The following is a 22,136-nucleotide window of genomic DNA, read 5'->3' on the forward strand; positions in this document are numbered from 1 at the left end:
GCCCGGCGGCGATTGACAGGGGCGGGCAAACGGCTTAATCTGGCCCCGAATCCATTAAATCCCTCATTTCAGGCCGCCATGAAAACCCTCGCTTTCGTTATCTTCCCCGGTTTCCAGATCGTCGACCTGGCGGCGGTCACGGTGTTTGAAGTGGCCAACAGCCTGCCGGGCGGACCGTATTACGACATCAAGATGTATTCCGAGCACGGCGGCAACGTCGTCAGCTCGGCCGGCGTGGGCGTCGATTCGCTGCCGTTCGGGGACCACCCCGCCGACAGCGTCATCGTCTGCGGCGGCATGGAACAGATCATCTCGACGCCGGCCTTCCTGGCGTTTTTGCGCGCCATGAGCGCGACCGCGCGCCGCACCGCCAGCATCTGCACCGGCGCCTTCCTGCTGGCCGAGGCCGGCCTGCTCGACGGCCGCCGCGCCACCACCCACTGGGACACGGCGCGCGAGCTGCAAAGAATGTATCCGAAGGTGAAGGTGGACGAAAACCGCATCTTCATCAACGATAATAACTTCTGGAGCTCGGCCGGCATGACCGCTTGCATCGACCTCGGCCTGGCGCTGCTGGAACAGGATCTGGACATGGCAAGCGTGCGCGCCGTGGCCCGCAAGATGGTGGTGTATCACCGGCGCAGCGGCGGCCAGTCGCAGTTTTCCGCGCTGCTGGAGCTGGAGCCGAAATCGGACCGCATCCAGGTCGCGCTCAGCTATGCCAAGCAAAACCTGCGCAAGCCGCTGTCGGTCGACGAGCTGGCCGACGCGGCCAACCTGAGCCGGCGCCAGTTCAGCCGCGCCTTCCGCCTGGAAACCGGGCAGTCGCCGGCCAAGGCGGTGGAGACGCTGCGGGTCGAGGCGGCCAAGGCGATGATAGAAGACAGCTACCATTCAATCGACATCGTGGCCCGCGAAACCGGCTTTTCCGACCCGGAACGGATGCGCCGCGCCTTTTTGCGCGCGTTCGGCCAGCCGCCGCAGGCGATCAAGCGGGCGGCGCGCCTGGAAGCGGCGTGAGCCGGTGCAGAAAAGATTAAAAATAGCTTGCAATTGAATAGCGCACTATTTATACTGTGCCCATGAATACCAAATCCCCCCCCCACCTGGCGGCACCGCGGCTGGACGACCAGCTGTGTTTCGCGCTGTACTCGACGTCGCTGGCGATGAGCAAGTTGTACCGCAAGCTGTTGCGCAAGATGGGGCTGACCTATTCCCAGTATCTGGTGATGATGGTGCTGTGGGAGCAGAACGAGCTGACCGTGTCGGCCGTGGGCGAGCGCCTGTTCCTCGATTCGGCCACGCTGACGCCGCTGCTCAAGCGCATGGAGCAGGCCGGTCTGCTGACCCGCATCCGCGCCGCCGCCGACGAGCGCCAGGTCATCATCTCGCTGACCCCGCACGGCGACGCGCTGCGTCACGACGCGGCGCTGCTGCCGGGTTGCGTGCTGAGCGCGTCCAATTGCAGCATCGATCAGGTGGTCGGCATGAAGAACGAGCTCAACACGCTGCGCGCCAGCCTGATGGAAAACGCCTGATTCGTCCCGATAAGTAATCAAGTCGCCGCAAGGCGCGATAATTAAGTAGTTAGTGATTTAATCGCTAACACTTAAACCGAGCAGCAAGTAGTCTCATGTAACACCGTTTGTTCCTAGTCTGTGGGTGAAATATATAGCTAACGATTTAATCTCTAACAACTTAAATAGAAAGAGTCAGACCATGAACACACTGAAAAATATCTTCGCCGCCAGCGCCATGACCCTCGCCGTCGGCAGCGCCATGGCCGGCGGCCTGCCCGGCGTCGAACGCGGCACCGCGCAATTTTTGACCGCGCTCGAAGGCGGCAAGCCGATGGAAACCATGACCCCGGCCGAAGCGCGCGCCGTGCTGGTCGGCGCCCAGGCCGGCGTCAAGCTGACGCTGCCGAAGGCCGACGTGTCGGAAAAAACCATCACCGTCGACGGCCGCGACATCAGGCTGACCATCGTGCGGCCGGCCGGCGTCAAGGGCGTGCTGCCGGCGTTCATGTTCTTCCACGGCGGCGGTTGGGTGCTGGGCGACTATCCCACCCACGAACGCCTGGTGCGCGACCTGGTGGCCGGCTCGGGCGCCGTCGCCGTGTTCGTCAACTACACGCCGTCGCCGGAAGCCCATTACGGCGTCGCCATCAAGCAAGCTTATGACGCCACCGCCTGGGTCGCCGCGCACGGCAAGGACATCAACGTCGACGGCAAGCGCCTGGCCGTGGCCGGCAACAGCGTCGGCGGCAATATGGCGGCCGTGGTCGCGCTGATGGCCAAGGACAGGGGCGGCCCGGCGCTGCGCTTCGAAGCGCTGATGTGGCCGGTGACCGACGCCGATTTCAGCACCGGCTCTTACCAGCAGTTCGGCAACGACCACTTCCTGACCAAGGGCATGATGCAGTGGTTCTGGGACAATTACACCAGCGACGCCAAGGAGCGCCAGGAAATCTACGCGTCGCCGCTGCGGGCCAGCGTGGAACAGTTGAAGGGCTTGCCGCCGACGCTGATCGAGACCGCCGAATTCGACGTGCTGCGCGACGAGGGCGAAGCCTACGGCCACAAGCTCAACGCGGCCGGCGTCGATGTCACGAGCGTGCGCTACGGCGGCATGATCCACGATTTCGGCCTGCTCAACGTGGTCAGCCAGGTGCCGGCCGTGCGGGCCGCGATGGCGCAGGCGGCGCAGCAACTGAAGGACCATTTGAAGTAAGCGCGACGGCATCGCACGGCGGGCCGCCGTTCCCGGCCGCCGTGCGATGCGCGCCCAGTCGTCGTAAAATGGTGGCCCACGCCACCGATGCCCGCTCCCATGACGACCACCGCCCCCATCTTCACCGCACCCGACCATTTGCAGCAGGCGCTGCGCGACGACGGTTACGCGCTGCTGCGGCCGCGGGACGTGGCCGCGCTGGCCGGCTGCGAGCTGGCCGCGCTGATGGCGCTGAACCCCAGCTGGGACACGCTGGAGCTGGACAATTATCTGAAGGACGGCGGCCGCTACCGGCGCCGCCGCCATTCCTGCTTCATCCAGGACGGCGAGCGGCTGACCCAGACCGCGCACCGTCCGCACTGGCAGCCGCTCGAATACAACGCGCTGCACGGCGGCATGAACCGCCTGTTCGCGCCCGTGCTGGCGGCCACGGCCGAACAGCCGGCCTGGCGCGCGCTGCTGCTGGCGCTGGGCCGGCTGTGCAGCGCCGTGCGCGGCGCGCAGCCGTGGCACATCGAAGCCCACCAGTTCCGCATCGACACCACCGACGGCATCGGCCGGCCGACGCCGGAAGGCGCGCACCGCGACGGCGTCGATTTCGTCGCCGTGATCCTGATCGGGCGCCACCATGTCAAGGGCGGCGAGACGCGCATCTTCGAGGCCGACGGTCCCAACGGCAAGCGCTTCACGCTGACCGAGCCGTGGACCATGCTGCTGCTCGACGACGCCAGCGTGATCCACGAATCGACGCCGATCCAGCCCGTCGGCGAGCAGGCCCACCGCGACACGCTGGTGCTGACCTTGCGCGCCCACGCCTTCCAGGGACCAGCGGTTTGAAAGTGACCGCGCACGCCGGCAAAAATTTCCTCCGCGCCGGCTAAATCCGATATAGTCGCAGCAGCCCTGTGCAACACCGGCAGCAACCGCAATCGCAACACACCAACAGCAACCGCACGCCGCCCTGCCCGTCCACGCCGCACGGCCGCCTGCACCCGTAATTCAGGAGACGGTCCGTGGACACCAGTTACGAAATTCACCCCGAAGACATCGAGATACTGATCGTCGAAGACAGCCCGACCCAGGCCGAGCGCGTGCGCCGGCTGATCCAATCCGTGCACTACCGCGCGCGCGCGGCCGCCAACGGCCAGCTGGCGCTGGACGCGATCCGCGAACGCAAGCCGCACCTGGTGCTGTCCGATATCGTGATGCCGGAAATGGATGGCTACGACTTGTGCCGCGCCATCAAGTCCGACCCGGCGCTGCGCGACATTCCCGTGATCCTGGTGACGTCGCTGATGGACCCGAAGGACATCATCCGCGGCATCGAATGCGGCGCCGACAATTTCATCCGCAAGCCTTACGCGGAAGATTATCTGCTCAACCGCATCGGCCACATGCTGATGAACCAGAAGCTGCGCAAGAACCAGAACATGGAAATCGGCATCGCCCTGTACCTGGGCGAGCAAAAGCACTTCATCAACGCCGAGCGCCAGCAAATCCTCGACCTCTTGATCTCGACCTACGAGCAGGCCGTGCAAGTGAACAGCGAGTTGCAGGCGCGCGAACGCCAGGTGATAGAACTCAATATGCGCCTGGCCCACCACGCCGGCGAGCTCGAAACCATCAACCGCGAAATCGCGCTCAAGAACCTGGAACTGGCCGAGGCCAGCCGCATGAAGTCGGCCTTCATCGCCAATATGTCGCACGAGCTGCGCACGCCGCTCAACGCCATCATCGGCTTCACCGGGGCGCTGCTGATGAAGTTGCCCGGCCCGCTGACCACGGAGCAGGACAAGCAGCTCAACACCATACGGTCGAGCGCGCGCCACTTGCTGTCGCTGATTAACGACATCCTCGACGTCGCCAAGATCGAGGCCGGCAAGGTGACGCTGGCGGTGGAGGCGGTCGCTTGCCAGGACCTGGTCAAGCAGGTGGCCGACACGCTGCGCCCGCTGGCCCAGCAAAAGGGCCTGGCGCTGGAAGTGGAGCTGGCGCCGCAACCGATCACGGTCGACACCGACCGCCGCGCGCTGACGCAGATCATGATTAACCTGCTCAACAACGCCATCAAGTTCACCGACACCGGCACGGTGCGCATCAGCCTGACGCAGCGCGAGGAGGACGGCCAGCGCGTCACCGAACTGTCCGTCGCCGACAGCGGCGCCGGCATCCGCGTCGAAGACCAGGCCAAGCTGTTCCAGGCCTTCTCGCAGCTCGATTCGACGTCGACCCGCCACGCCGAAGGCGCCGGCCTGGGGCTGTATCTGTGCCAGAACCTGGCCAACCTGATCGGCGGATCGCTGTTCTTCAGCAGCGACTTCGGGCGCGGCAGCACGTTCACGCTGGCCCTGAGCGGCAAAGCCTGAAGCGGCGCTGCGCCGGCCGCAGCTGATGCCCTTTGCGACGGAGGCCCGGATGGGAGCGCGCATACTGATCGTTGAAGACAACCAGGCCAGTATGGAGTTGCTGGTCTACCTGCTGGGCGCCTACGGCCACCAGCCCTTGCAGGCGCACGACGGCGAACAGGGCGTGGCGCTGGCCTTGCGCGAGCTGCCGGACCTGATCATCTGCGACCTGCAACTGCCCAAGCTGGACGGCTACGGCGTCGTGCAGCGGCTCAAAGGCGAGGCCGCCACCCGCGCCATCCCCATCCTGGCCGCCAGCGCGCAGGCCGTCAACGACGGCGGCGCCGCGCTGCGGGCGGCCGGCTTCGACGGCAGCCTGGCCAAATCCTTCGACCCGCTGGAAATGCTGCCGGCGCTGGACGCGTTTTTGCCCGCCGCCCTGCGCGCCGGCGACGCGCCGCCGGTCGCGGCTGCGGTCCCGGTTGCGGACGATGGCGCGGCGGAGGGATCAAACGATGTAAATCGTATCAATAATATAAACGATATGGACGATGCCATGGACGCCGCAGCGGCGGCGCCGGCCGCGCCGCGCTTTCAGGCCAGCGGCGCGCGCATCCTGCTGCTCGACGCCGCGCCCGACGACTGCGGCCTGGTCGCCAGCGTGCTGCTGCACTTCGGTTACGCGCTGACGGTGGCCAGCGACGCCGCGCAAGCCGAACAGGCCACCGCAGTGCAGCAATATGATCTACTGCTGTGCGACCTCGACCCTTTCCACGCCCTGCGCAGCGGCTTCCCCGGCGCGGCCCTGCAAATGCACGGCGGCCTGCCGGTGATCGTGCTGCGGCCCGACCCGGACGACGACGTCAGCGCCCTGCTCGGCCCAGCCGCGCCCACGGCCTGCCTGCTGGAACACCCTATCGAACCACAGCAACTGGTCGACGCCATCGGACACAGCTTGGCGGCCCGGCGCCAGGCCGCTTAGAAAAAAAACAGCGTTTCAAACTTGGCAAACGACTTGCCGGGTTTGTCATGATGGCGATTTCGACATCGTAGTTTTACTGTATTGCAGCGCAACATAAATCGGCCTATATTGGAACTGTCTCCTCCAAGCGTTCTCCGAACATTGGATTCAGCCCGCAGCCCCCAGGTTCGCGGGCTTTTTTTTGTCCGGACGGCAGATACGCCGACCCCGAGGAGACTTTGCCTCCGAAGATACGACGGCTAGGCGCGCATCAGGTTGAAGCCCGGCGCCGTCTGCGCCAGCGCGGGAAAAATCTGCGCCAGCTGCTGGTCGCCGAGGCGCAAATGGCGCTCCGAAATCTGCGCCAGCACGCTGCGGAAGTCGGTCGTCACGGGCACGTCGCGGCCCTCGTGCAGCTGGCCGTCGCCGACGCCGCGCCAGTCGCCATAGACCTTGCCGCCGGCGACGCCGCCGCCCAGCACCCACATCACATTGCCGTGGCCATGATCGGTGCCGCGGTTGCCGTTCTCTCGCGCGGTGCGGCCGAACTCCGACATGACGACGATGGTCGTATCGTCGAACATCGGCCCCAGACGCTGGGCCAGCACGGCCAGCCCCTGCCCCAGCGGCGCCAGGCGGTTGGCCAGCTGGCCGGTGGCCGCGCCCTGGCTGGCGTGCGTGTCCCAGCCGCCCAGCGCGATGAAGGCCAGCTGGATGTGCGGGTCGTTGCGCATCAGCGAGGCCAGGCGCGCCGCGTCGTCCGGGAAGCCGTTCGGCAGCGGCGCGCCGCCGTTGGCCGCCACCATCTCCCTGCTCATCGCGCCGCCGTCCATGCCGCCCGTGCCGCCGGCGCTGGCCGCGTCCATCACTTCCTTGTGCGCGTCCTTGCCGTCCTGGTAGGTGCGGCCGAAGCGCGCGTTGTTGGCGTACAGCGCGTCGAAGGCGCCGCCGATGGCCGGCTTGTCGAGGATGTTGGCCCTGGTGCCGGCCGCGCCGTTGGCCAGGTTGACGGCCGCCGCGTGGCCCGACAGGATGCGCGGCATGGTCGGTCCGATGCTGAGCGCGCGCGTCGGCGCCGACGTGCCGGGCAAGCCGGCCAGCAGGCGGTTCATCCAGCCGTCGGCCGTGCCCTTGTTGCCGGGCGTGGCGGACTCCATGTAATCCTGGGCGTCGAAGTGGGAGCGGGTCGGGTCGGGCGAGCCGCTGGCGTGGACGAAGGCCAGCTTTTGCTGCTGCCACAAGGGCATCAGCGGCGCCAGCGCCGGGTGCAGGCCGAAGTAGTTATCCAGCGCCAGCGCGCCGCCGTCCTGCCCCGGCGCGGCCAGCCCGATGGTGGGGCGCAGGCGCGCGTAATTGGCGTCGCCGACCGGCGCCACCACGTTCAGGCCATCGACGGCGCCGCGCAGCATCACGACAATCAGCTTGTTCTTCGTCGGGTTGCCGTCGGCGGCGGTGGCGGCCCAGGCCTGGCGGCCCAGCGGTATCATCAGGCCGGCGGCGGCCGCCATCGTGTTGAGGAAGTCTCTGCGTTGCATGGCGTGCTCCGATCGATATGGGTTCGAGTCGTTCGATTAATGCTGCATGAAGTCGGGACTGCCCAGCAGCATCGCCGCCCGCAGTTTCGGCGGGCTGGCGGCCACGGTGTCGAGCGTGCCGGCCGAAATCGCGCCGCCCAGCGCCTGCTGCAAGGCGGCCGCATCGAGCTGCGGCGACAGCGCCGTGGCGAAGGCGATGCGGCGGCTCAGCGCATCGGGATTGAGCCACGCGTCCTGCGTGTTCTTGTAGCCGTCCGGCGTCTGGCAGCCGTACAACGGCATGCCGAGGCGATTCAACACGCCCATCAGCGGCTTGATCTCGCCCAGCGGCGCGTTGCTGGCGCGTTCGGCGGAAATCACATATTGATACGGCGTTTTGAACTTGGCGCCGACGGCGGCCGGCGCCATGAATTCGGGGCTGGCGAACAGGGTGCGCAGCACGGTGCGGATGTCGCCCCGGCTATCGAGGTAGCTGCGCGCCATGCGCTCGACCAGCGCCGGCGGCGGATTATCCTGCACAAAATACTGGGCCAGCTCGAAGCTCAGATGGTGCGCGGTGGCCGGGTGCATGGCCAGCACGTCGAGCGCGTACTCGCCTTCGGACTGGCCGCCGGACGTGACGCGATGGCCCAGCCAGACCTTGTCGCCGCTGTCGTGGCGGGCCGCGTCGAATTCAAACGTCTGGTTGCGGGCGACCAGCTGGCGGCCGTTGTAGGTCCAGCCGGTCAGCATGCGCGCCAGTTCCGTCACGTCCTTCTGGGTGTAGCCGTTGTCGACGCCCAGCGTGTGCAGCTCCATCAACTCGCGGGCATAGTTTTCGTTCAAGCCGCTGGCTTTGTTCTTGGGATTTTGCGCCTGCAGGGCGGACTGGCGGCGCGCGCGCGGCGGCTCGTAGCCGTTCGCCGTCGACAGCCAGTTATCGAGGTAGAACAGCATGGCCGGATGCTTGGCGGTGGCGCCCAGCAGGTCGCGGAAGGAACCCAGCGCGTAGGGCCGGATCGCGTCGCGCTCGTAGCTGGCCACCAGCGCGCGGTCCAGCCCCTTGCCCTCGAAAACGTTGAAGTGGTTGTACCAGAAATCGACCATCACCTCCTCGAGCTGGCGCGGGCTGTCGACGGCGCGGGCGATGCGCGCCTCGGCCGCCTGTTCGGCCATGTTGACGACGACGGCGCGGCGCTTGGCCTTGGCGCCGTCGTCTTCATCCTTGACCATCGCGCGCACCGCCAGGAACTGCATCAGCGACGCGCCGGCCGGCTGCTGCACCGTTTCCAGCGCGTTCAGGCGCTCCGTCAGCGCCGGCGGCATGGCGATGGCGTCGGGATTGAGCTGGCTGTCGATGTAGCGCTGCACGCCCATCTGCGCGACGCGTTCGATGTCGCCGGGACGCGGGCCGAACGCGAGGCGGTTCAGCACGTGGGCGGCGGCCTGCTCGGGCGTCAGCGCGGCGGGAGCGGCGGTCGACGGTTCGGCGGCCAGCGCGGCGCCGCAGGGCAGCAGCGCGGCGAAAGCGAGGGTGGTCCAGCGCGAGGATTTCATAGGTGGGCTCTTTGCGTTGACGTGACGTTTATGCGAGACTTTCTTTATAGCCCAATTGGCGCGCCCGACAAACGCAGATGGTGTTTCTGATGTAAGAATTTGTGAGCGCGCCGCTACAATAGCGGCAATATGAACATCTGGTCCACATTATTCGGGAGACGAAAATGGAAGTGCAAGTCATCGACATAGCAGAGGTGCACGTCGCCTATCTGCGCTACAAGGGTCCGTTCGGCGCGGCCATCGGCGCGTTCTGGAGCGAGATTTTCAACCCGTGGCGCGCCGCGCACGGGCTTGAACGGCGCGTCACTTATGGCGTGGCGCAGGACGACCCGTGCAGCACGCCGGCGGCCGAGTGCCGCTACGACGCCTGCGTCGAAGTCGATGCAGATTATGAGGTCAAGCCGCCGGTCAAACTGGCGCAGCTGGCCGGCGGCCGCTACGCCGTCGCCGCGTTCCGGGGCACGGGCGCCGACATGCCCGCCGCGTGGACCGAATTCTTCGGCAACTGGCTGCCCACCAGCGGCCTGACGCTGGATGGCCGCCCCTGCTTCGAGCGCTACGGCGCCGACCACGCGGCCGATCCGCAGACCGGCGCGTTCAGTTGCGAGCTGTGTTTGCCCGTGAAATAAGGGACGACGCCGCGGTGAACCTATGCGTTCAGGTCGAAGAGCTTGCGCACTTTATCGCTGCGCGTTTCCACCAAATCCAGCAAACGCAGCATCGCCCACCGATCAATGATCGAATCGGTCAGCGTCGTAATCAATTCGCCGTCATCGAGCACCAGAATTTCTGGTTCCGAGTTTTGACGGGGTGAGATTTGAAAGAGCGGATCGAATAGCGCGTCATCCTCTTTCTTCTCGATGAGCAGAAGTGTGAAGTGATACTTTCCCCGTGCAAAGTCCGCAGTGAACTGGCGCAGCACCAAATGCGCATTGAGGATGATTTCCGTGTTATCGCGCCGGTTCAACTGCCGCCAGTGCAGCGATTTCGATTTCGTTCGTTCGACAATTTCCTCAAAAAGCGCTTCGTATTCATTCATAGGTCCTCCGAATACGACAACAAATCATTGATTGCTTCTCTCAACGCTGCGACATCCCGCGCATCAATAAACCGGTGGATAGCGAGCTTGATACGGCCCTTGGCGCTGAACCGATTCCACGCATGTATTGGAAGATTTCTCTTTAACGCTTCAAGTTTGACCAGCGAGATCGAAGACAACGGTCCCTTGTTGTTCAGGAAGCGGAGAATTTCATCGGTCAATTGCCGAATTCTTTGCTTCCTCCTGAATTTTACGATGTTCGCGCGGATGCTGCGCACATAAATCAGCGACACCAGCGAGACCGCCAATCCGATGATGGAAGCCCATGAACTGTAGAGCATCAACTGCGCATCGCTCATCCCCGTACTCCCGATTCCACCTGGACCCCGCCGGTCGACGACGCAGCAAGATCATGTCGCGCGGAGCGACCATTGTGGACCTCGCCGCCACCGTGAGTTTGAGTCAGCTCATAGGCGCGGTTTCAAACTAGTCTTTTTTTTCCGCGTCTTCCGTCCCGCTCCAGCCGCCGCCCATGGCGCGGTACAGGTCGACCGAGGCGATCAGCATCCGCGCCCGCAGTTGCAAGCGGCCGACGTCGGCGCTGTAGAGCGTGCGCTGGGCGTCGAGCTCCTCCAGGTAGGAGGCGTAGCCGTTGCGGTAGCGGTTGTGGGCGATGCGCAGGGTCTCGGCGGCGGTGGCGCGGCGGGCGTCGTTTTGCACCGCCTGCTCGCCCAGGCGGAAGATCGCGGCCAGCCCGTTTTCCGTTTCGGCGTAGGCGCTGCGCACCGTGTTTTCATAGGTGTAGATGGCCTCGTCGCGCTGGGCGGCGGCGGCGTCGGTCTGGGCCTGCACGCGGCCGCCCTCGAAGATCGGCGCCGACACGGCCGCCGTCAAATGCCACAGCGCCAGCGGCGAGTTGACGAAGTCCTGGAAGCGGAATGCTTCGATGCCGCCGCCGCCGACCAATTTGAACGAGGGCAGCAACTGGTCGCGCGTGGCCGCGAGGTTGGCGTGGGCCGCCACCACATTGAGTTCGGCGCGCGCGATGTCGGGCCGGCGCCGCAGCAGGTCCGACGGCAGCCCGGCCGGCACCGGCGGCGGCTGCAAATCGGTCAGCGCGGCGCCGCGCGCGATCGGCCCGGGATTGCCGCCGGCCAGTATAGCCAGCGCGTTTTCCTGCTCGAAGATGGAGCGTTTCAGCTGCGGCACCAGTTCCGCCGTGGTCTGGTATTCGGCCTGCGCCTGCAACCACTCCAGGCGCGAACTGTAGCCGACTTCGAACTGGCGCTGCGCCAGATCGCGCGACTGTTCGCGCAGCTTGAGCGTGGCCTCGGTCAGCTCCAGCTGCGCATCGAGGCCGCGCAAATTCAGGTAGCCGCTGGCGACGCTGCCGGCGACCGACAGCGCCGCCGCATCCTCGGCTGCCCGCTCGGCCTGATATTGGGCCCGGGCCGCGCTGGTCTGCGCCGCCAGCCGGCCCCACACATCGAGCTCGTAACTGGCCTGGAACTCGGCCTGGAATACATTGATGACCAGCGGCGTGTTGGTGTAATCGAGCGTGCGGGTGCGGGTCGGCTCGGCGTCGGCGCTGACGTTGGGCCGCTGCGCCGCCCTGGCGATCGCCACCCGCGAGCGGTATTCGATCAGCCGCGCGCGCGCGATGCGCAAGTCGCCGTTGTTGGCCAGCGCCGTCGTCACCAGCGCGCTCAGGGCCGGGTCGCCGAAAGCCTGCCACCACTGGCGTTCCAGCGCCGGCGCGCCGGGCCCCGCCGCCGCCGGGCCCCGCCATGCGGCCGGCGTGCGCAGCGTCGCCGGCGGCGGTGGCGCCACGGTGGCGGCGCATCCGGCCAGCAGCGCGCAGAGCAGCGCTGCCCGTGCCACGCTTGCGAGGCTTGCCACGCGTGCCACACTTGCCAAATCCGCCGCGCTTGCCGCATTCGCCACCTTTGCCACGCTGACGACGTTCGTCGCATGCGCCGCATCCCTTACACCCGCAGCCCCCGCCGCCGATGCGACCGCGAAGCGCGCCTTATTCCATATGGCGCGCTTCGCGGCAGCACGGCGCGCGCCGCTGCGCTGGGCCGCCGCTGTCATGGCCGCGCCCCCGCCGGCGCCGCGTCGTTCAGCTGGGCCGAGGTGTCGATGCTGACCTCGACCGACATGCCGGGCCGCAGCCGCCGCGCCTGCGCCTGGCCGGCGTCGATGCGGATGCGCACCGGGATGCGCTGCGCCACCTTGACGTAATTGCCGGTCGCGTTATCGGGCGGCAGCACGCTGAATTCGGAACCGGTGGCCGGCGAAATGTGTTCGATCTGCCCGGTCAGCGTGGCGCCGTCGAGCGCGTCGACCTTGAAGGTGACGCCCTGCCCGACCTGCACGTGGTTCATCTGCGTCTCTTTCAGGTTGGCGATCAGCCACAGTTGCGGCGGCACGATGCCCATCAGCTGCGCGCCGGCGTTGACGTAGGCGCCGAGGCGCACGCTGACCTGGCCGAGCTGGCCGTCCACCGGCGCCGTGATGCGGGTGTTGTCGAGGTCGACCTTGGTCGCCTTCAGCGCGGCCTGCGCGTTGGCCACCGCCGCTTCCAGCGCGGCCTTGTTGACCACCACCGTCTGCGCCGCTTCCCTGGCGATATCGACCGAGGCGCGCGCCTGCGCCACCGCCGCCACGGTCTGCGCCCTGGACGCCTTGGACGCGTCCTGCTCGCGCAGCGACAGCGAGCCGTCGGCCGCCAGCAGATTGACGCGGGCCAGGTCGGCCGTCGTCTTCACGGCCTGGGCCTCGACGTTGGCCAGCGCGGCCTGTTGCAGGGCGACGCTGGCGACGGCGCTCTTGCGCGACTGTTCCCAGTTGGCCAGCGCGGCCTGCTGCGCCGCCAGCTGGGCGCGCGCCTGGTCGTAGCGCTGCTGGTAGATGCGGTCGTCGATCAGCACCAGCAAATCGCCCTGCTTGACCTGCTGGAAATCCTGCACCTTGACCGCCACCACATAGCCGGACAGCTGGGTGCCGACGATGGTGACCTGGCCGCGCACGAGCGCGTTTTCAGTGCTGACGATGGCGCTGCTGAACGGCGGCAGCCGCCACGCGTACAGCACGATCAGCACGCCGACCAGGGCCACCAGGCCGAAGGCGGCGCTGCTCAGCCAGCGCATGCCGGACGGCGGCGGCTCGGCGGGCGGCGGCACGGGCGCGGCGGACGCCGACGGCGAGACCGGTGGCACGGATGGAGCGGGTGGAGCGGAAGCGGGTGTCGTAGTCATCGCGATCCAGAATTAGAAATGGAAACATGGGCCAGGCCGGTTTGCGCGTTGCCGGCCGGCGTGGTGTGGTGCAGCAGGCCGAGGTCGAGCACATAGCGGATCACCATCCACGCCAGCGTCAGCATGGCCAGCACGAATATCATCAGGAACACGTCGTTATAGGCCAGCACATTGGCTTCGCGGGTGGCGGCCGCGCCCAGCGAGGCCAGGCCCTGGGTGTTGCGCAGGGCCGGATCGGCCAGGCGGCCGCCCAGCGCCGCGCCGCCGGCCTGGACCCGCGCGGCCACTTGCGGGTCCATCAGCGTCAGGTGCTCGACCAGAAAACTCGAGTGGAATTTTTCGCGCACCACCTGGAAGGTGCCGACCAGCGCCGTGCCGAGCAGGCTGCCGAGGTTTTGCGTCATCGTGAACATCACCGAAAAACTGATCAGGTTGCGTGGCGCCGCGATCACGGCGCCGAAGCCGGACACGAAGGTGGGGCCGACAAAGAAGGTGCCGCCGAAGCCGAGCAGGAACTGGCTGACGTACATATTGATGGGCCGCGTCAGATTGGTGGCGTGGCCGTCCATCCACGAGCCTATCGCCATCAGCACCAGCGAGAACATCAGCGAGGCCGGGATGCGCGCCGGCGTGATCGTCAGCGCGCTGACCACCAGGCCGGCCACGCTGCCGACCAGCACCACCACCCACAGCGCCAGCATCTGGTCGTTGTTCAAGCCCAGCGCCTGCAAAAAGCCGACGGTGCCGCTGGCCTCCGACTGCACGATGCGGATCAGCAGCACCGACAGGAACAGCCGCACCATATTGCCCTTGCCGAGCCAGCGCGTGTTGAGCAGCGGCGCGCTGCGGTTGTGCTCGACCGTCAGCGCGCCCGCCAGCAGCAGCACGGCGCCGGCCAGGCTGTAGCCCAGCCACGGCGCGTCTAGCCACCAGTCGGTGCGGCCCAGCGCCAGCACGGCCGACAGCAGCGCCGCGCCGGGCGCGAACAGGGCGAAGGTGAGGAAGTCGAGCGGCGTGAAGGCTTTCAGGCGGTCGCCCGGCGGCAGCTTGAGCAGCAGCACGCAGCCGAGCGCCGTCAGCGCCATGCCCAGTTCGAAAAAGTACAGGCCGCGCCACTCGCCGATTTCCAGCAGCTCCGACGAGAACAGCCGCGCCAGGGGCAGGGCCAGCTGCGAAAAGCCGATGCCCAGCACCACGCCCTTGAGCCGGTGCTGGGCCGGGAACGCTTGCAGCGTGTAGTACAGGCCGAGCGCCGTCAGCGCCGCGCCGGCCATGCCGTTGGTGGCGCGCACGGCGATGGCCGACGCCAGGCCGTGCACGAACAAATGGGCCATGGTGGTGACGGCGTACAGGATCAGGAATAATTCGGTGTAGAGGCGCAGGCCGAACTGCTGGCGGAATTTGACCAGCAGCAGATTCATCGACACATTGGCCATCACGTAGGCGGCCGGCAGCCACTGGATTTCGGACGAGTAGACGCCCAGCGAGCCTTGCAGATAAGGCAGGTTGACGGACACCAGCGCGTTGCCGAGGCCGCCGGTGATGGCGACGATCAGGCCGACGATCAGGAAGGCGAGCCGGCGCGGCGTCGAATGGGTCGGGTTGGACGGTGATCCCGGCAGCACGGGCTTTTCATGCGGCAGCCATTTTTGTGGAGCGTAAACATCCATGCGTGAAATCGTCGAGTGAGTGTAAGCCGGCCTGAAACCCATCCTAGCGGAATAGTTGTTGCTGGATGGAGCATATCACTACATGGCGATTTTGTTACCTTATTTAACAGACCAGAGTGCCGGCCGCCACACTCGTCCAAACGCGGCCGGCACCGTCTGCCACATCAACTAGCAACGATATCGTTTATATCGTTCATATCGTTCATATCGTTCATATCGTTTATACCGTTTACACCAATGGCGGATCGTTCTCGCGCCGGAACGAGCGGTGGCCGGCCAGGCGCTGCTTGAACGCGGTCAGCGCCGCCGTCAGCCGTTCGCCGTCGGCGCCGACGATGGCGTCGTCCGGCTCACCGTTCGGCAGCGTGGCCGGGATGCCGGCTGCGGCCAGCAGGCCGGCGCCGGCGCCGATGGCCAGCAGCGGCTTGCAGTGGCGATACTGCTGGCGCACGAAGTCGAGCGCGTTGGCGTCGCAGGCCAGGGTCGCGGCCGCCGCTTCGCCGTCCACCACCACCAGCGCGTCGTACAGCACCGGCGCCGCCGCCTCCATCGAAATCTCGACGTCGAGCGTGGCGCCGTCGGCGGCCCTGACCTTGCCCAGCTGGGCGCCCACCAGGCGCGGCACCGCGCCCTCCTTGAGCAAGTCCGCATACACGGCCTTGACCTGGGCGGCGTCGATGCCGTCGGCCACCAGCAGCGCGACCTTGCGGGTGCGGACGCCGGCCGTGCCGGGACGGGCCATCAGCGACAGCGCCGGCGAGGGGTCGAGCTGCGGCATCGGCAGATTGCTCGCCAGCGGCATCGGTGCCGGCACTTCCATGCCCAGGCCCTGCGCCACCGCGTTGACGAGGATGGCGTCGACGTTGGCCAGCATCGACAGCACGCGGCGGCGCACGGCCGGCGTCTGCACCCGCGTCAGCTCGAAGCGGAAGCCGTTGACGATGTGGGCCTGCTCGTCGGCCGTCTGGCTGGTCCAGAACAGGCGCGCCTGCGAATAATGGTCGGAGAACATGTCCGGCTTGCCGCGCACCTTGTCGGTTTTTTCCGGCGCCAGCAGCGTCGCCGGGAAGCTGCTGTAGCCCGAGGCGCCGGCCTGGAAGGGACAGCCGCCGCCCAGCGAATTGGGTTCGTAGGCCACGCGCCCGCGCGGGATGGCCTGGCGGTGCATGCCGTCGCGCTGGTTGTTGTGGACCGCCGCCACCGGCGCGTTGATGGGGATTTCGTGGAAGTTGGCGCCGCCCAGGCGGCTGATCTGGGTGTCGACGTAGGAGTGGATGCGCCCTTGCAGCAGCGGGTCGTTGCTGAAGTCGATGCCCGGCACCACGTGCGCGGTGCAGAAGGCCACCTGCTCCGTTTCGGCGAAAAAGTTATCGGGATTACGGTTCAAGACCATCTTGCCGAACGGCGTGACGGGCACCAGTTCTTCGGGCACCAGCTTGGTCGGGTCGAGCACGTCGAAGGGGAAGCCGGCGGCCTGTTCCTCGGTGAAGATTTGCAGGCCCAGTTCCCACTCCGGATAGGCGCCCGCCTCGATCGCTTCCCACAGGTCGCGGCGGTGGAAGTCGGCATCGGCGCCGGCGATCTTGGCCGCCTCGTCCCACACCAGGGAATGGGTGCCGGCCACCGGGTTCCAGTGGAATTTGCAGAACACCGACGCACCGTCGGCGTTGACGAGGCGGAAGGTGTGCACGCCGAAGCCCTGCATCATGCGGTAGCTGCGCGGGATGGCGCGGTCCGACAGGTGCCACATCAGCATGTGCGTCGTTTCCGGCGACAGCGACACGAAGTCCCAGAAGGTGTCGTGCGCGCTGGCCGCCTGCGGGATGCCGTTGTTCGGCTCCGGCTTGACGGCGTGGATCAGGTCCGGGAATTTCATGGCGTCCTGGATGAAGAACACGGGGATGTTATTGCCGACCAAATCCCAATTGCCTTCGTCGGTGTAGAACTTAACGGCGAAGCCGCGCACGTCGCGCACGGTGTCGGCCGAGCCGCGCTCGCCGGCGACGGTGGAAAAGCGCACGAACACCGGCGTGCGCTTGCCGGCCTCGGCGAACGGCGCCGCGCGCGTCACGTCGCTGAAGTCTTGATAGGCTTCGAAATAACCGTGGGCGGCCGAACCGCGCGCGTGCACCACGCGCTCGGGGATGCGCTCATGGTCGAAATGGGTGATCTTTTCGCGCAGCACGAAGTCTTCCATCGCCGTGGGGCCGCGCAGACCGACCTTCAGCGAGTTTTGACTGTCCGACACCGGCACGCCCTGGTTGGTGGTCAGGCGCTGGCCGCTGTCGTCGGTGCGCACGCGGTCCAGCGGCGCGCTGGCCGGACTGCTGCCGGGCGCGGCGCCGACGCCGGTCTTGGGCGAGGCGTTGACGTCGGAGGCGGTGCTGGCGCCCGCCGCCGGCGTGGGCGGGTCGAACGATTCGCCCTGCGGCGGCGTCAACACGCCGTCGCCGAATTCGGCCGCCGTGTCGGCGTTGTAGGTGCGCTCGGCGGCCAGCTGCTGGCCGCCGACCACCTTCTCCAGCAGGCGGGCGGCATGGGGGTCGCCGCTGCCCAGGCTGTCGGGCGGCGCCGCGTCGGCCGGACCGGACACCGTGCTGAGTATGGAACCGGCGCCGTCGACGGACGGCGCGGCAGATTTGCGTGTGACCATACCAATACCTCGCTGTAAATTAAACGAATGGAATGAAACCAGGGGAATGAATCAAAAACCCGGCCATGCGGCCGGGCCACGGATCAGCGCACGAACAGGGCGATGAGGATGACGATAGGAATGGGCACTCCTAGCAGCAGTAATAAAATCGAACGCATGGGATACTCCTTTTTATGATAGTTGTGGGACGATCCCGCCGTTCAGGCGCGATGGACCAGGATGGCGCTGTCGCGGCGACGGCCGCCCAGCGTGGCGCAGATGCTGGCGACGAAGGCGCCGATCAGCAGCGCGACGAACATCCACAGCGCGGACGCGGCGGCGGCCTTGCGGGCCTGGTCGGCGTAGTTCTTGGCGGCGGCCTTGGCGTCGGCCGTGGCTTTGCTCAAGCGGGCATAGACGTCGTCGACGCGGCGTTCGGCGTCGGGCTGGCTCATGCCGGTGCGCTTGGCCACCATGCCGGCCAGGTACTGGCGGTCGTCCGGCGCCAGCGCGCCGGCGCGCAGGTCGGTGGCGAAGATGCGGCCCACTTCGGCGCGCGCGGCGCCGTTGTCGGTTTCCGGCGCGGCGCTGTCGGAACGCATCAGCATGTCGGTGAAGTAGGCGCTGCCGCTGCCGCCGCGATCGGACGTCGCCGCGGCGGCCATCGGCACGGCGGCGGCGGTGGCTGCGCCACCAGCGGCGGCGGCGGCATTGACGGCACCGCCGATCGCCGATTTGGTGGCGCCGGCCATCAGCGCCGCCATCAGCAGCGTGGCGACGGCCCAGGCCAGCAAGCCGTGGGCGGTGTCGCGGAAATAGACTTCATCGGTGTGGACGCTGGCCCACTTGACGCGCAGGCGGCCGGCGATATAACCGCCGATGCCGGCCGAGGCCAGTTCCATGAAGGTGATCCAGAGGATGGTCGAGCGCGCGACCGGCGCGTCGCTGTACGACCATGGCGAGACGGCCGACAGGCCCAGGCCGAAGCCCAGTATCAGCAGCACGAACGAGAGCGCGGCGGCGGTGGCGGCGCCGGCGAAGACGGCGCCCCAGGAGACGCCGGAATTATGGCCGTCGAACGCGGCGGCGGTGTCGCCGGCGGCGGCGGTGGTGGCGGGTGGATAGCCGCCGGACATAGTGGGCATGGCTTGCATGGGATTCTCCATTTTTAGTTGTATGTAGCGTTGACGCTCGTTGATGCTTTTAGATCCGCACAGGCCTGGCACACGCCGGGCCGCGCGGCGCCGTCGCGCTCAGGCGGCAGCGCCGCGCGGCCGGCGCGGGGTCCGCGATTACTTGCGCGAACCGAACAGCTTGGACAGGCCATAGCCGGCGGCGGCGGCCAGCAGCACGGCGATGGCCGGGCTGGTGCGAACGTAGTCGCGGCCGGTGTCGGCGAATTGCTGGTAGGCGGCGCTCAGCTGTTTGCCGCGCGCGGCGACGGTGTCGGCGACACCGTTGACGCCATCGGCCACGCTGTCGACGCCATTATGGGCGCGGGTGGCCAGGCGGTCGGTTGCTGGCGGCACTTTGTCGGCCACTTTATCGATGGCGCTGTGGGCATCGGCGCGCATGTCCTTGCCGATCTGGGTGACACCTTCGCGGGCGGCGTTGAGTTTATTGTCGACGGTGTTGGCGGCGCTGCCGGCGGTGCTGCCGGTGCTGCTGGTGTTGGCGGCGTTGGTGGTGTTACCGGTGTTGCCAGTGAGATTGTTGTCCATGATCGTATCCTTAAATGAGTGATTCAACGAAGTACGGGATCAACAGTAAAGCGATGGCCGCCGCGTCACAGTGCGGTAGCTAACAAATTAGAAGTGATGCGAATGGATGGGAAGCGATGTCGGCGGCGGGCTTGCCGCGCGCGGGTGGGTGGGTCTTTTTTTCGGTTTTACTAAAACGCGCGATTCCATACTAGCTGCCGCTATTGCTGACTAAACGGCGCTAAGCGATAGAGCGCCGGATTTAGTATGGTTTCGCGTACCGCACGGAAATTTTAGTAAGCAATAGCGCGTTGTAGTACGCCTTAGCAGGCATTAGCGGCGAATAGTAAAACCGCTTCCGGCGCCGACCCACCATGTGTATCCGCCAGGTGTAGCGCGGCGGACGCGGCGGCTCACATCGTCGCGCGGTCGTGCGGCGCGTCGAGATCCAGCACCGGGCCGGCCGGCACCACGCCGGTGGGATTGATGCTGCGGTGGCTCTGATAATAATGTCCCTTGATGTGCGCGAAATCGACCGTCGGCGCCACGCCCGGCATCTGGTACAGCTCCTTCGTATAGTTCCACAGATTGGGAATAGTCGACGATGCGGCGCAGATTGCATTTGAAGTGGCCGACATAGACCGCATCGAAACGGATCAGCGTCGCGAACAAACGCCAGTCGGCCTCGGTGACGGCGGCGCCGGCCAGGTAGCGGCGCTGACCGAGCAGTTGCTCCAGCCAGTCCAGCGACTCGAACAGGGGAAACACGGCTTCCTCATACGCGGCCTGGGTCGCCGCGAAGCCGGCCTTGTAGACGCCGTTGTTGACGGTGTCGTAAACGCGGGCGTTGATGGCGTCGATGTCGTCGCGCAGCGGGGCCGGATAGTAGTCGCCCGGCAACGCGCCGACGCCGTCGAAGGCGCTGTTGAGCATACGGATGATTTCCGACGATTCATTGTTGACGATGGTGTTGCGCTGCTTGTCCCACAGCACCGGCACCGTGAAACGGCCGCCGTATTGCGGATCGGCGGCGCGGTAAATCTGTTGCAGGAAGCGGGCCTGGTGTATATCGTCCGGCACCACGCCGGGACCGGGCGCGAAGTTCCAGCCGTGTTCCGTCATCAGCCAGTTCACGACCGACACGGAAATCATCGCTTGCAGCCCTTTGAGCTGGCGGAAGATCAGCGTGCGGTGCGCCCACGGACAGGCCAGCGACACATACAGGTGATAGCGGCCCGGTTCGGCGCGAAAGCCTTCGCCGCCGGTGGGACCGGCCGCGCCGTCCGGCGTGATCCAGTTGCGGAATTGGGAAGCGCTGCGGATAAAACGGCCTTGGGTGGACATGGCGAACTTTCAGGGAAGGTGGCGCGGGCGCACGATAATTGCGCACTATAAATTCTTCCGCGCCGCCGCACAACGGCCCGCGCCGTAATGTCGCGTTCAGGTATTGTGAATCGCTGCCGATACCATGGTATGACGCGGCTGCGGCCCGGCCGCGCTATGTGGATCAGCGCACAGATCATCGCGCGCGCGCCACTGTCATGCTGGGCCACTGATATCGCAGAGGTGCCACCATGTCCCCGATCGAGCAAACTTCCATCCTGGCGCAACCGTTCGCGCTGCCGACCTCCTATATCGAAGCGCTGCACCGCAACGAGGCCATCGCCGCGCTCGATACCACGGCGCTGAAGGCGCTGGCGCTGGAGGCGGTGCCGCCGCCGGCGTCGAGCGCCATCGACCTGTCGCCGGTGGCGCAGTTTCAATCGGCGCTGGCGCAGTCGCATCAGCTGCTCGACGGCTTGCCGCGATCCGATGGCGGCAGCGGCGGCGCGCAACTCGATACGCTGACCGGCGCCGCGCAAAACCTGGTGGCCGCCTACAACGTGCTGCAAACGGGCGACGCCGACAGCGCGACCGTGCAGGCGCCGCTGCGCAGCAATCTGCTGCACAGCGTGACGCAGCCCAATGCGGCGGCCGACGCCAGCCAGGCGGCCGGTCCGGCCACGCTGGCAGACATCGGCATCACGCTGCGGGCGGCGGCGGGCAACAATGGCAACAATGGCAGCGGGGACGGCGATGGCCTTTCCGCGCTGACGCTCGATGCGCAGGCATTGCAATCGGCTTACGCGGCCAATCCGCAAGGCACCGTCGCGCTGCTCAATCAAACCACCGGCAACTTCGAACAGCTGGGCGACCAGTTTGCGCAGCAAGCCAGCGTCGACGCGGCTGCCGGCGCCGCGGCGGTGGCGGGGAGCGGCAACGCATCGGCATCGGCATCGGCTTCAGATTTGACAAGGGCATCGGCTTCAGCGGCAAACGCGCCATCCATAACGACAACGGCCGGCGCCAACGCGGCGACGGCCAACGCGGCCAACGTGCCGCAAGATACGCTGGCCGATCTGGCCCTGACCGATGCCCTGGCCGACAACGCCACCGCAACAGCCGACGGCGTCACCCAAACCCAGCTCGACCAGCTCGACCAACAGCAGCAACAACAGCAGCTCGACGCCGCGCGCGAGGTTTACAGCGCCCAGAGCGCCGCGCTGCAAGCGCAAGGCAAGACCCTGCTAGCCCAGCAGGCCGCCCAGTTGCAGGGCACCGAGCAGCTGACGCAAAAACAGCTGGCCGACGCCGGCGCGAAAACCGTCGCCAACGCCGTGACGCAATTGCGCGTGACCGCGCAGCAGCACACCGCCCTGCTCGCGGCCGGCGCCGGCGCCGCGGG

Annotated in this window: 18 protein-coding genes and 1 pseudogene; 8 read left to right on the forward strand and 11 right to left on the reverse strand. The window is 66.7% G+C overall.

The annotated features are described in order from the left end of the window. The first annotated feature begins 78 nt into the window (after positions 1-78). From Q0S71_RS22930 to Q0S71_RS22955, 6 genes are all read left to right on the forward strand, one after another. The gene (locus Q0S71_RS22930) at positions 79-1,020 is read left to right on the forward strand and encodes a GlxA family transcriptional regulator (protein ID WP_296000943.1); all 942 of its coding nucleotides are present in this window, start codon (positions 79-81) and stop codon (positions 1,018-1,020) included. A gap of 62 nt (positions 1,021-1,082) precedes the next feature. Then, positions 1,083-1,538, forward strand: a complete 456-nt coding sequence (locus tag Q0S71_RS22935; RefSeq protein WP_296000945.1) for a MarR family winged helix-turn-helix transcriptional regulator — start codon at positions 1,083-1,085, stop codon at positions 1,536-1,538. Positions 1,539-1,719: 181 nt separating this feature from the next. Further along, positions 1,720-2,733 carry an alpha/beta hydrolase gene (locus Q0S71_RS22940; protein ID WP_296000947.1) on the forward strand — a complete coding sequence of 338 codons (1,014 nt, stop codon included), beginning with the start codon at positions 1,720-1,722 and terminating at the stop codon, positions 2,731-2,733. A gap of 99 nt (positions 2,734-2,832) precedes the next feature. Beyond that, positions 2,833-3,570: a 2OG-Fe dioxygenase family protein gene (locus Q0S71_RS22945; protein ID WP_296000952.1), complete on the forward strand. Its 738-nt coding sequence runs from the start codon at positions 2,833-2,835 to the stop codon at positions 3,568-3,570. A gap of 176 nt (positions 3,571-3,746) precedes the next feature. Next, positions 3,747-5,099, forward strand: a complete 1,353-nt coding sequence (locus Q0S71_RS22950) for a response regulator (protein ID WP_296000953.1) — start codon at positions 3,747-3,749, stop codon at positions 5,097-5,099. A gap of 49 nt (positions 5,100-5,148) precedes the next feature. Continuing rightward, positions 5,149-6,060, forward strand: a complete 912-nt coding sequence (locus tag Q0S71_RS22955; protein WP_296000955.1) for a response regulator — start codon at positions 5,149-5,151, stop codon at positions 6,058-6,060. A 239-nt stretch (positions 6,061-6,299) separates the two neighbouring features. Here the strand turns inward: Q0S71_RS22955 and Q0S71_RS22960 are convergent, their stop codons facing one another. Continuing rightward, entirely contained in the window at positions 6,300-7,574 is a 1,275-nt protein-coding gene (locus Q0S71_RS22960; protein WP_296000958.1) for a DUF1501 domain-containing protein, read from the reverse strand. A gap of 36 nt (positions 7,575-7,610) precedes the next feature. Continuing rightward, complete coding sequence (locus tag Q0S71_RS22965) at positions 7,611-9,110, reverse strand: DUF1800 domain-containing protein (protein ID WP_296000960.1); 1,500 nt, start codon at positions 9,108-9,110, stop codon at positions 7,611-7,613. 164 nt (positions 9,111-9,274) lie between these two features. Here Q0S71_RS22965 and Q0S71_RS22970 point away from each other — a divergent pair, with 164 nt between their 5' ends. Then, positions 9,275-9,739: a GyrI-like domain-containing protein gene (locus tag Q0S71_RS22970; RefSeq protein WP_296000962.1), complete on the forward strand. Its 465-nt coding sequence runs from the start codon at positions 9,275-9,277 to the stop codon at positions 9,737-9,739. 20 nt (positions 9,740-9,759) lie between these two features. Here Q0S71_RS22970 and Q0S71_RS22975 read toward each other — a convergent pair whose 3' ends face one another. From Q0S71_RS22975 to Q0S71_RS23015, 9 genes and pseudogenes are all read right to left on the reverse strand, one after another. Further along, positions 9,760-10,149 (reverse strand): hypothetical protein, encoded by a 390-nt coding sequence (locus Q0S71_RS22975; protein ID WP_296000965.1) that lies wholly within the window; start codon positions 10,147-10,149, stop codon positions 9,760-9,762. After that, positions 10,146-10,508, reverse strand: a complete 363-nt coding sequence (locus tag Q0S71_RS22980) for a hypothetical protein (RefSeq protein ID WP_296000968.1) — start codon at positions 10,506-10,508, stop codon at positions 10,146-10,148. The genes Q0S71_RS22975 and Q0S71_RS22980 overlap by 4 nt, the downstream gene beginning before the upstream one ends. Positions 10,509-10,635: 127 nt before the next feature. Further along, a complete protein-coding gene (locus Q0S71_RS22985; RefSeq protein WP_296000970.1) occupies positions 10,636-12,030 on the reverse strand; it encodes an efflux transporter outer membrane subunit in 1,395 nt (464 codons plus the stop codon). Between the two features lie 209 nt (positions 12,031-12,239). Further along, a complete protein-coding gene (locus Q0S71_RS22990) occupies positions 12,240-13,301 on the reverse strand; it encodes an HlyD family secretion protein (RefSeq protein ID WP_296000983.1) in 1,062 nt (353 codons plus the stop codon). Between the two features lie 104 nt (positions 13,302-13,405). Then, entirely contained in the window at positions 13,406-15,079 is a 1,674-nt protein-coding gene (locus Q0S71_RS22995) for an MFS transporter (protein ID WP_296000972.1), read from the reverse strand. Positions 15,080-15,308: 229 nt separating this feature from the next. Continuing rightward, complete coding sequence (locus tag Q0S71_RS23000; protein WP_296000974.1) at positions 15,309-17,732, reverse strand: catalase; 2,424 nt, start codon at positions 17,730-17,732, stop codon at positions 15,309-15,311. Positions 17,733-17,932: 200 nt separating this feature from the next. Continuing rightward, positions 17,933-18,865, reverse strand: a complete 933-nt coding sequence (locus Q0S71_RS23005) for a hypothetical protein (RefSeq protein ID WP_296000976.1) — start codon at positions 18,863-18,865, stop codon at positions 17,933-17,935. A 138-nt stretch (positions 18,866-19,003) separates the two neighbouring features. Then, on the reverse strand, positions 19,004-19,432 hold the full coding sequence (locus tag Q0S71_RS23010; protein ID WP_296000978.1) for a hypothetical protein: 429 nt from the start codon (positions 19,430-19,432) through the stop codon (positions 19,004-19,006). Between the two features lie 392 nt (positions 19,433-19,824). Beyond that, a pseudogene (locus Q0S71_RS23015) lies at positions 19,825-20,755 on the reverse strand (glutathione S-transferase family protein). 230 nt (positions 20,756-20,985) lie between these two features. Here Q0S71_RS23015 and Q0S71_RS23020 point away from each other — a divergent pair. Beyond that, a partial coding sequence (locus Q0S71_RS23020) for a hypothetical protein (RefSeq protein WP_296000980.1) occupies positions 20,986-22,136 on the forward strand: 1,151 nt, incomplete at its 3' end.

The sequence above is a fragment of the Rugamonas sp. genome (genome assembly GCF_025354735.1).
GTDB lineage: Bacteria > Pseudomonadota > Gammaproteobacteria > Burkholderiales > Burkholderiaceae_D > Rugamonas.

What these genes read in the sequence shown, in the direction of transcription:
- Q0S71_RS22930 (WP_296000943.1), top strand. Translation starts at nt 79, where the DNA reads ATGAAAACCCTCGCTTTCGTTATCTTCCCCGGTTTCCAGATCGTCGAC.
- Q0S71_RS23010 (WP_296000978.1), bottom strand. Translation starts at nt 19,432, where the DNA reads ATGGACAACAATCTCACTGGCAACACCGGTAACACCACCAACGCCGCC.
- Q0S71_RS22955 (WP_296000955.1), top strand. Translation starts at nt 5,149, where the DNA reads ATGGGAGCGCGCATACTGATCGTTGAAGACAACCAGGCCAGTATGGAG.
- Q0S71_RS22960 (WP_296000958.1), bottom strand. Translation starts at nt 7,574, where the DNA reads ATGCAACGCAGAGACTTCCTCAACACGATGGCGGCCGCCGCCGGCCTG.
- Q0S71_RS22980 (WP_296000968.1), bottom strand. Translation starts at nt 10,508, where the DNA reads ATGAGCGATGCGCAGTTGATGCTCTACAGTTCATGGGCTTCCATCATC.
- Q0S71_RS22940 (WP_296000947.1), top strand. Translation starts at nt 1,720, where the DNA reads ATGAACACACTGAAAAATATCTTCGCCGCCAGCGCCATGACCCTCGCC.
- Q0S71_RS22935 (WP_296000945.1), top strand. Translation starts at nt 1,083, where the DNA reads ATGAATACCAAATCCCCCCCCCACCTGGCGGCACCGCGGCTGGACGAC.
- Q0S71_RS23005 (WP_296000976.1), bottom strand. Translation starts at nt 18,865, where the DNA reads ATGCAAGCCATGCCCACTATGTCCGGCGGCTATCCACCCGCCACCACC.
- Q0S71_RS22995 (WP_296000972.1), bottom strand. Translation starts at nt 15,079, where the DNA reads ATGGATGTTTACGCTCCACAAAAATGGCTGCCGCATGAAAAGCCCGTG.
- Q0S71_RS22975 (WP_296000965.1), bottom strand. Translation starts at nt 10,149, where the DNA reads ATGAATGAATACGAAGCGCTTTTTGAGGAAATTGTCGAACGAACGAAA.
- Q0S71_RS22970 (WP_296000962.1), top strand. Translation starts at nt 9,275, where the DNA reads ATGGAAGTGCAAGTCATCGACATAGCAGAGGTGCACGTCGCCTATCTG.
- Q0S71_RS23000 (WP_296000974.1), bottom strand. Translation starts at nt 17,732, where the DNA reads ATGGTCACACGCAAATCTGCCGCGCCGTCCGTCGACGGCGCCGGTTCC.
- Q0S71_RS22965 (WP_296000960.1), bottom strand. Translation starts at nt 9,110, where the DNA reads ATGAAATCCTCGCGCTGGACCACCCTCGCTTTCGCCGCGCTGCTGCCC.
- Q0S71_RS22990 (WP_296000983.1), bottom strand. Translation starts at nt 13,301, where the DNA reads ATGCGCTGGCTGAGCAGCGCCGCCTTCGGCCTGGTGGCCCTGGTCGGC.
- Q0S71_RS22945 (WP_296000952.1), top strand. Translation starts at nt 2,833, where the DNA reads ATGACGACCACCGCCCCCATCTTCACCGCACCCGACCATTTGCAGCAG.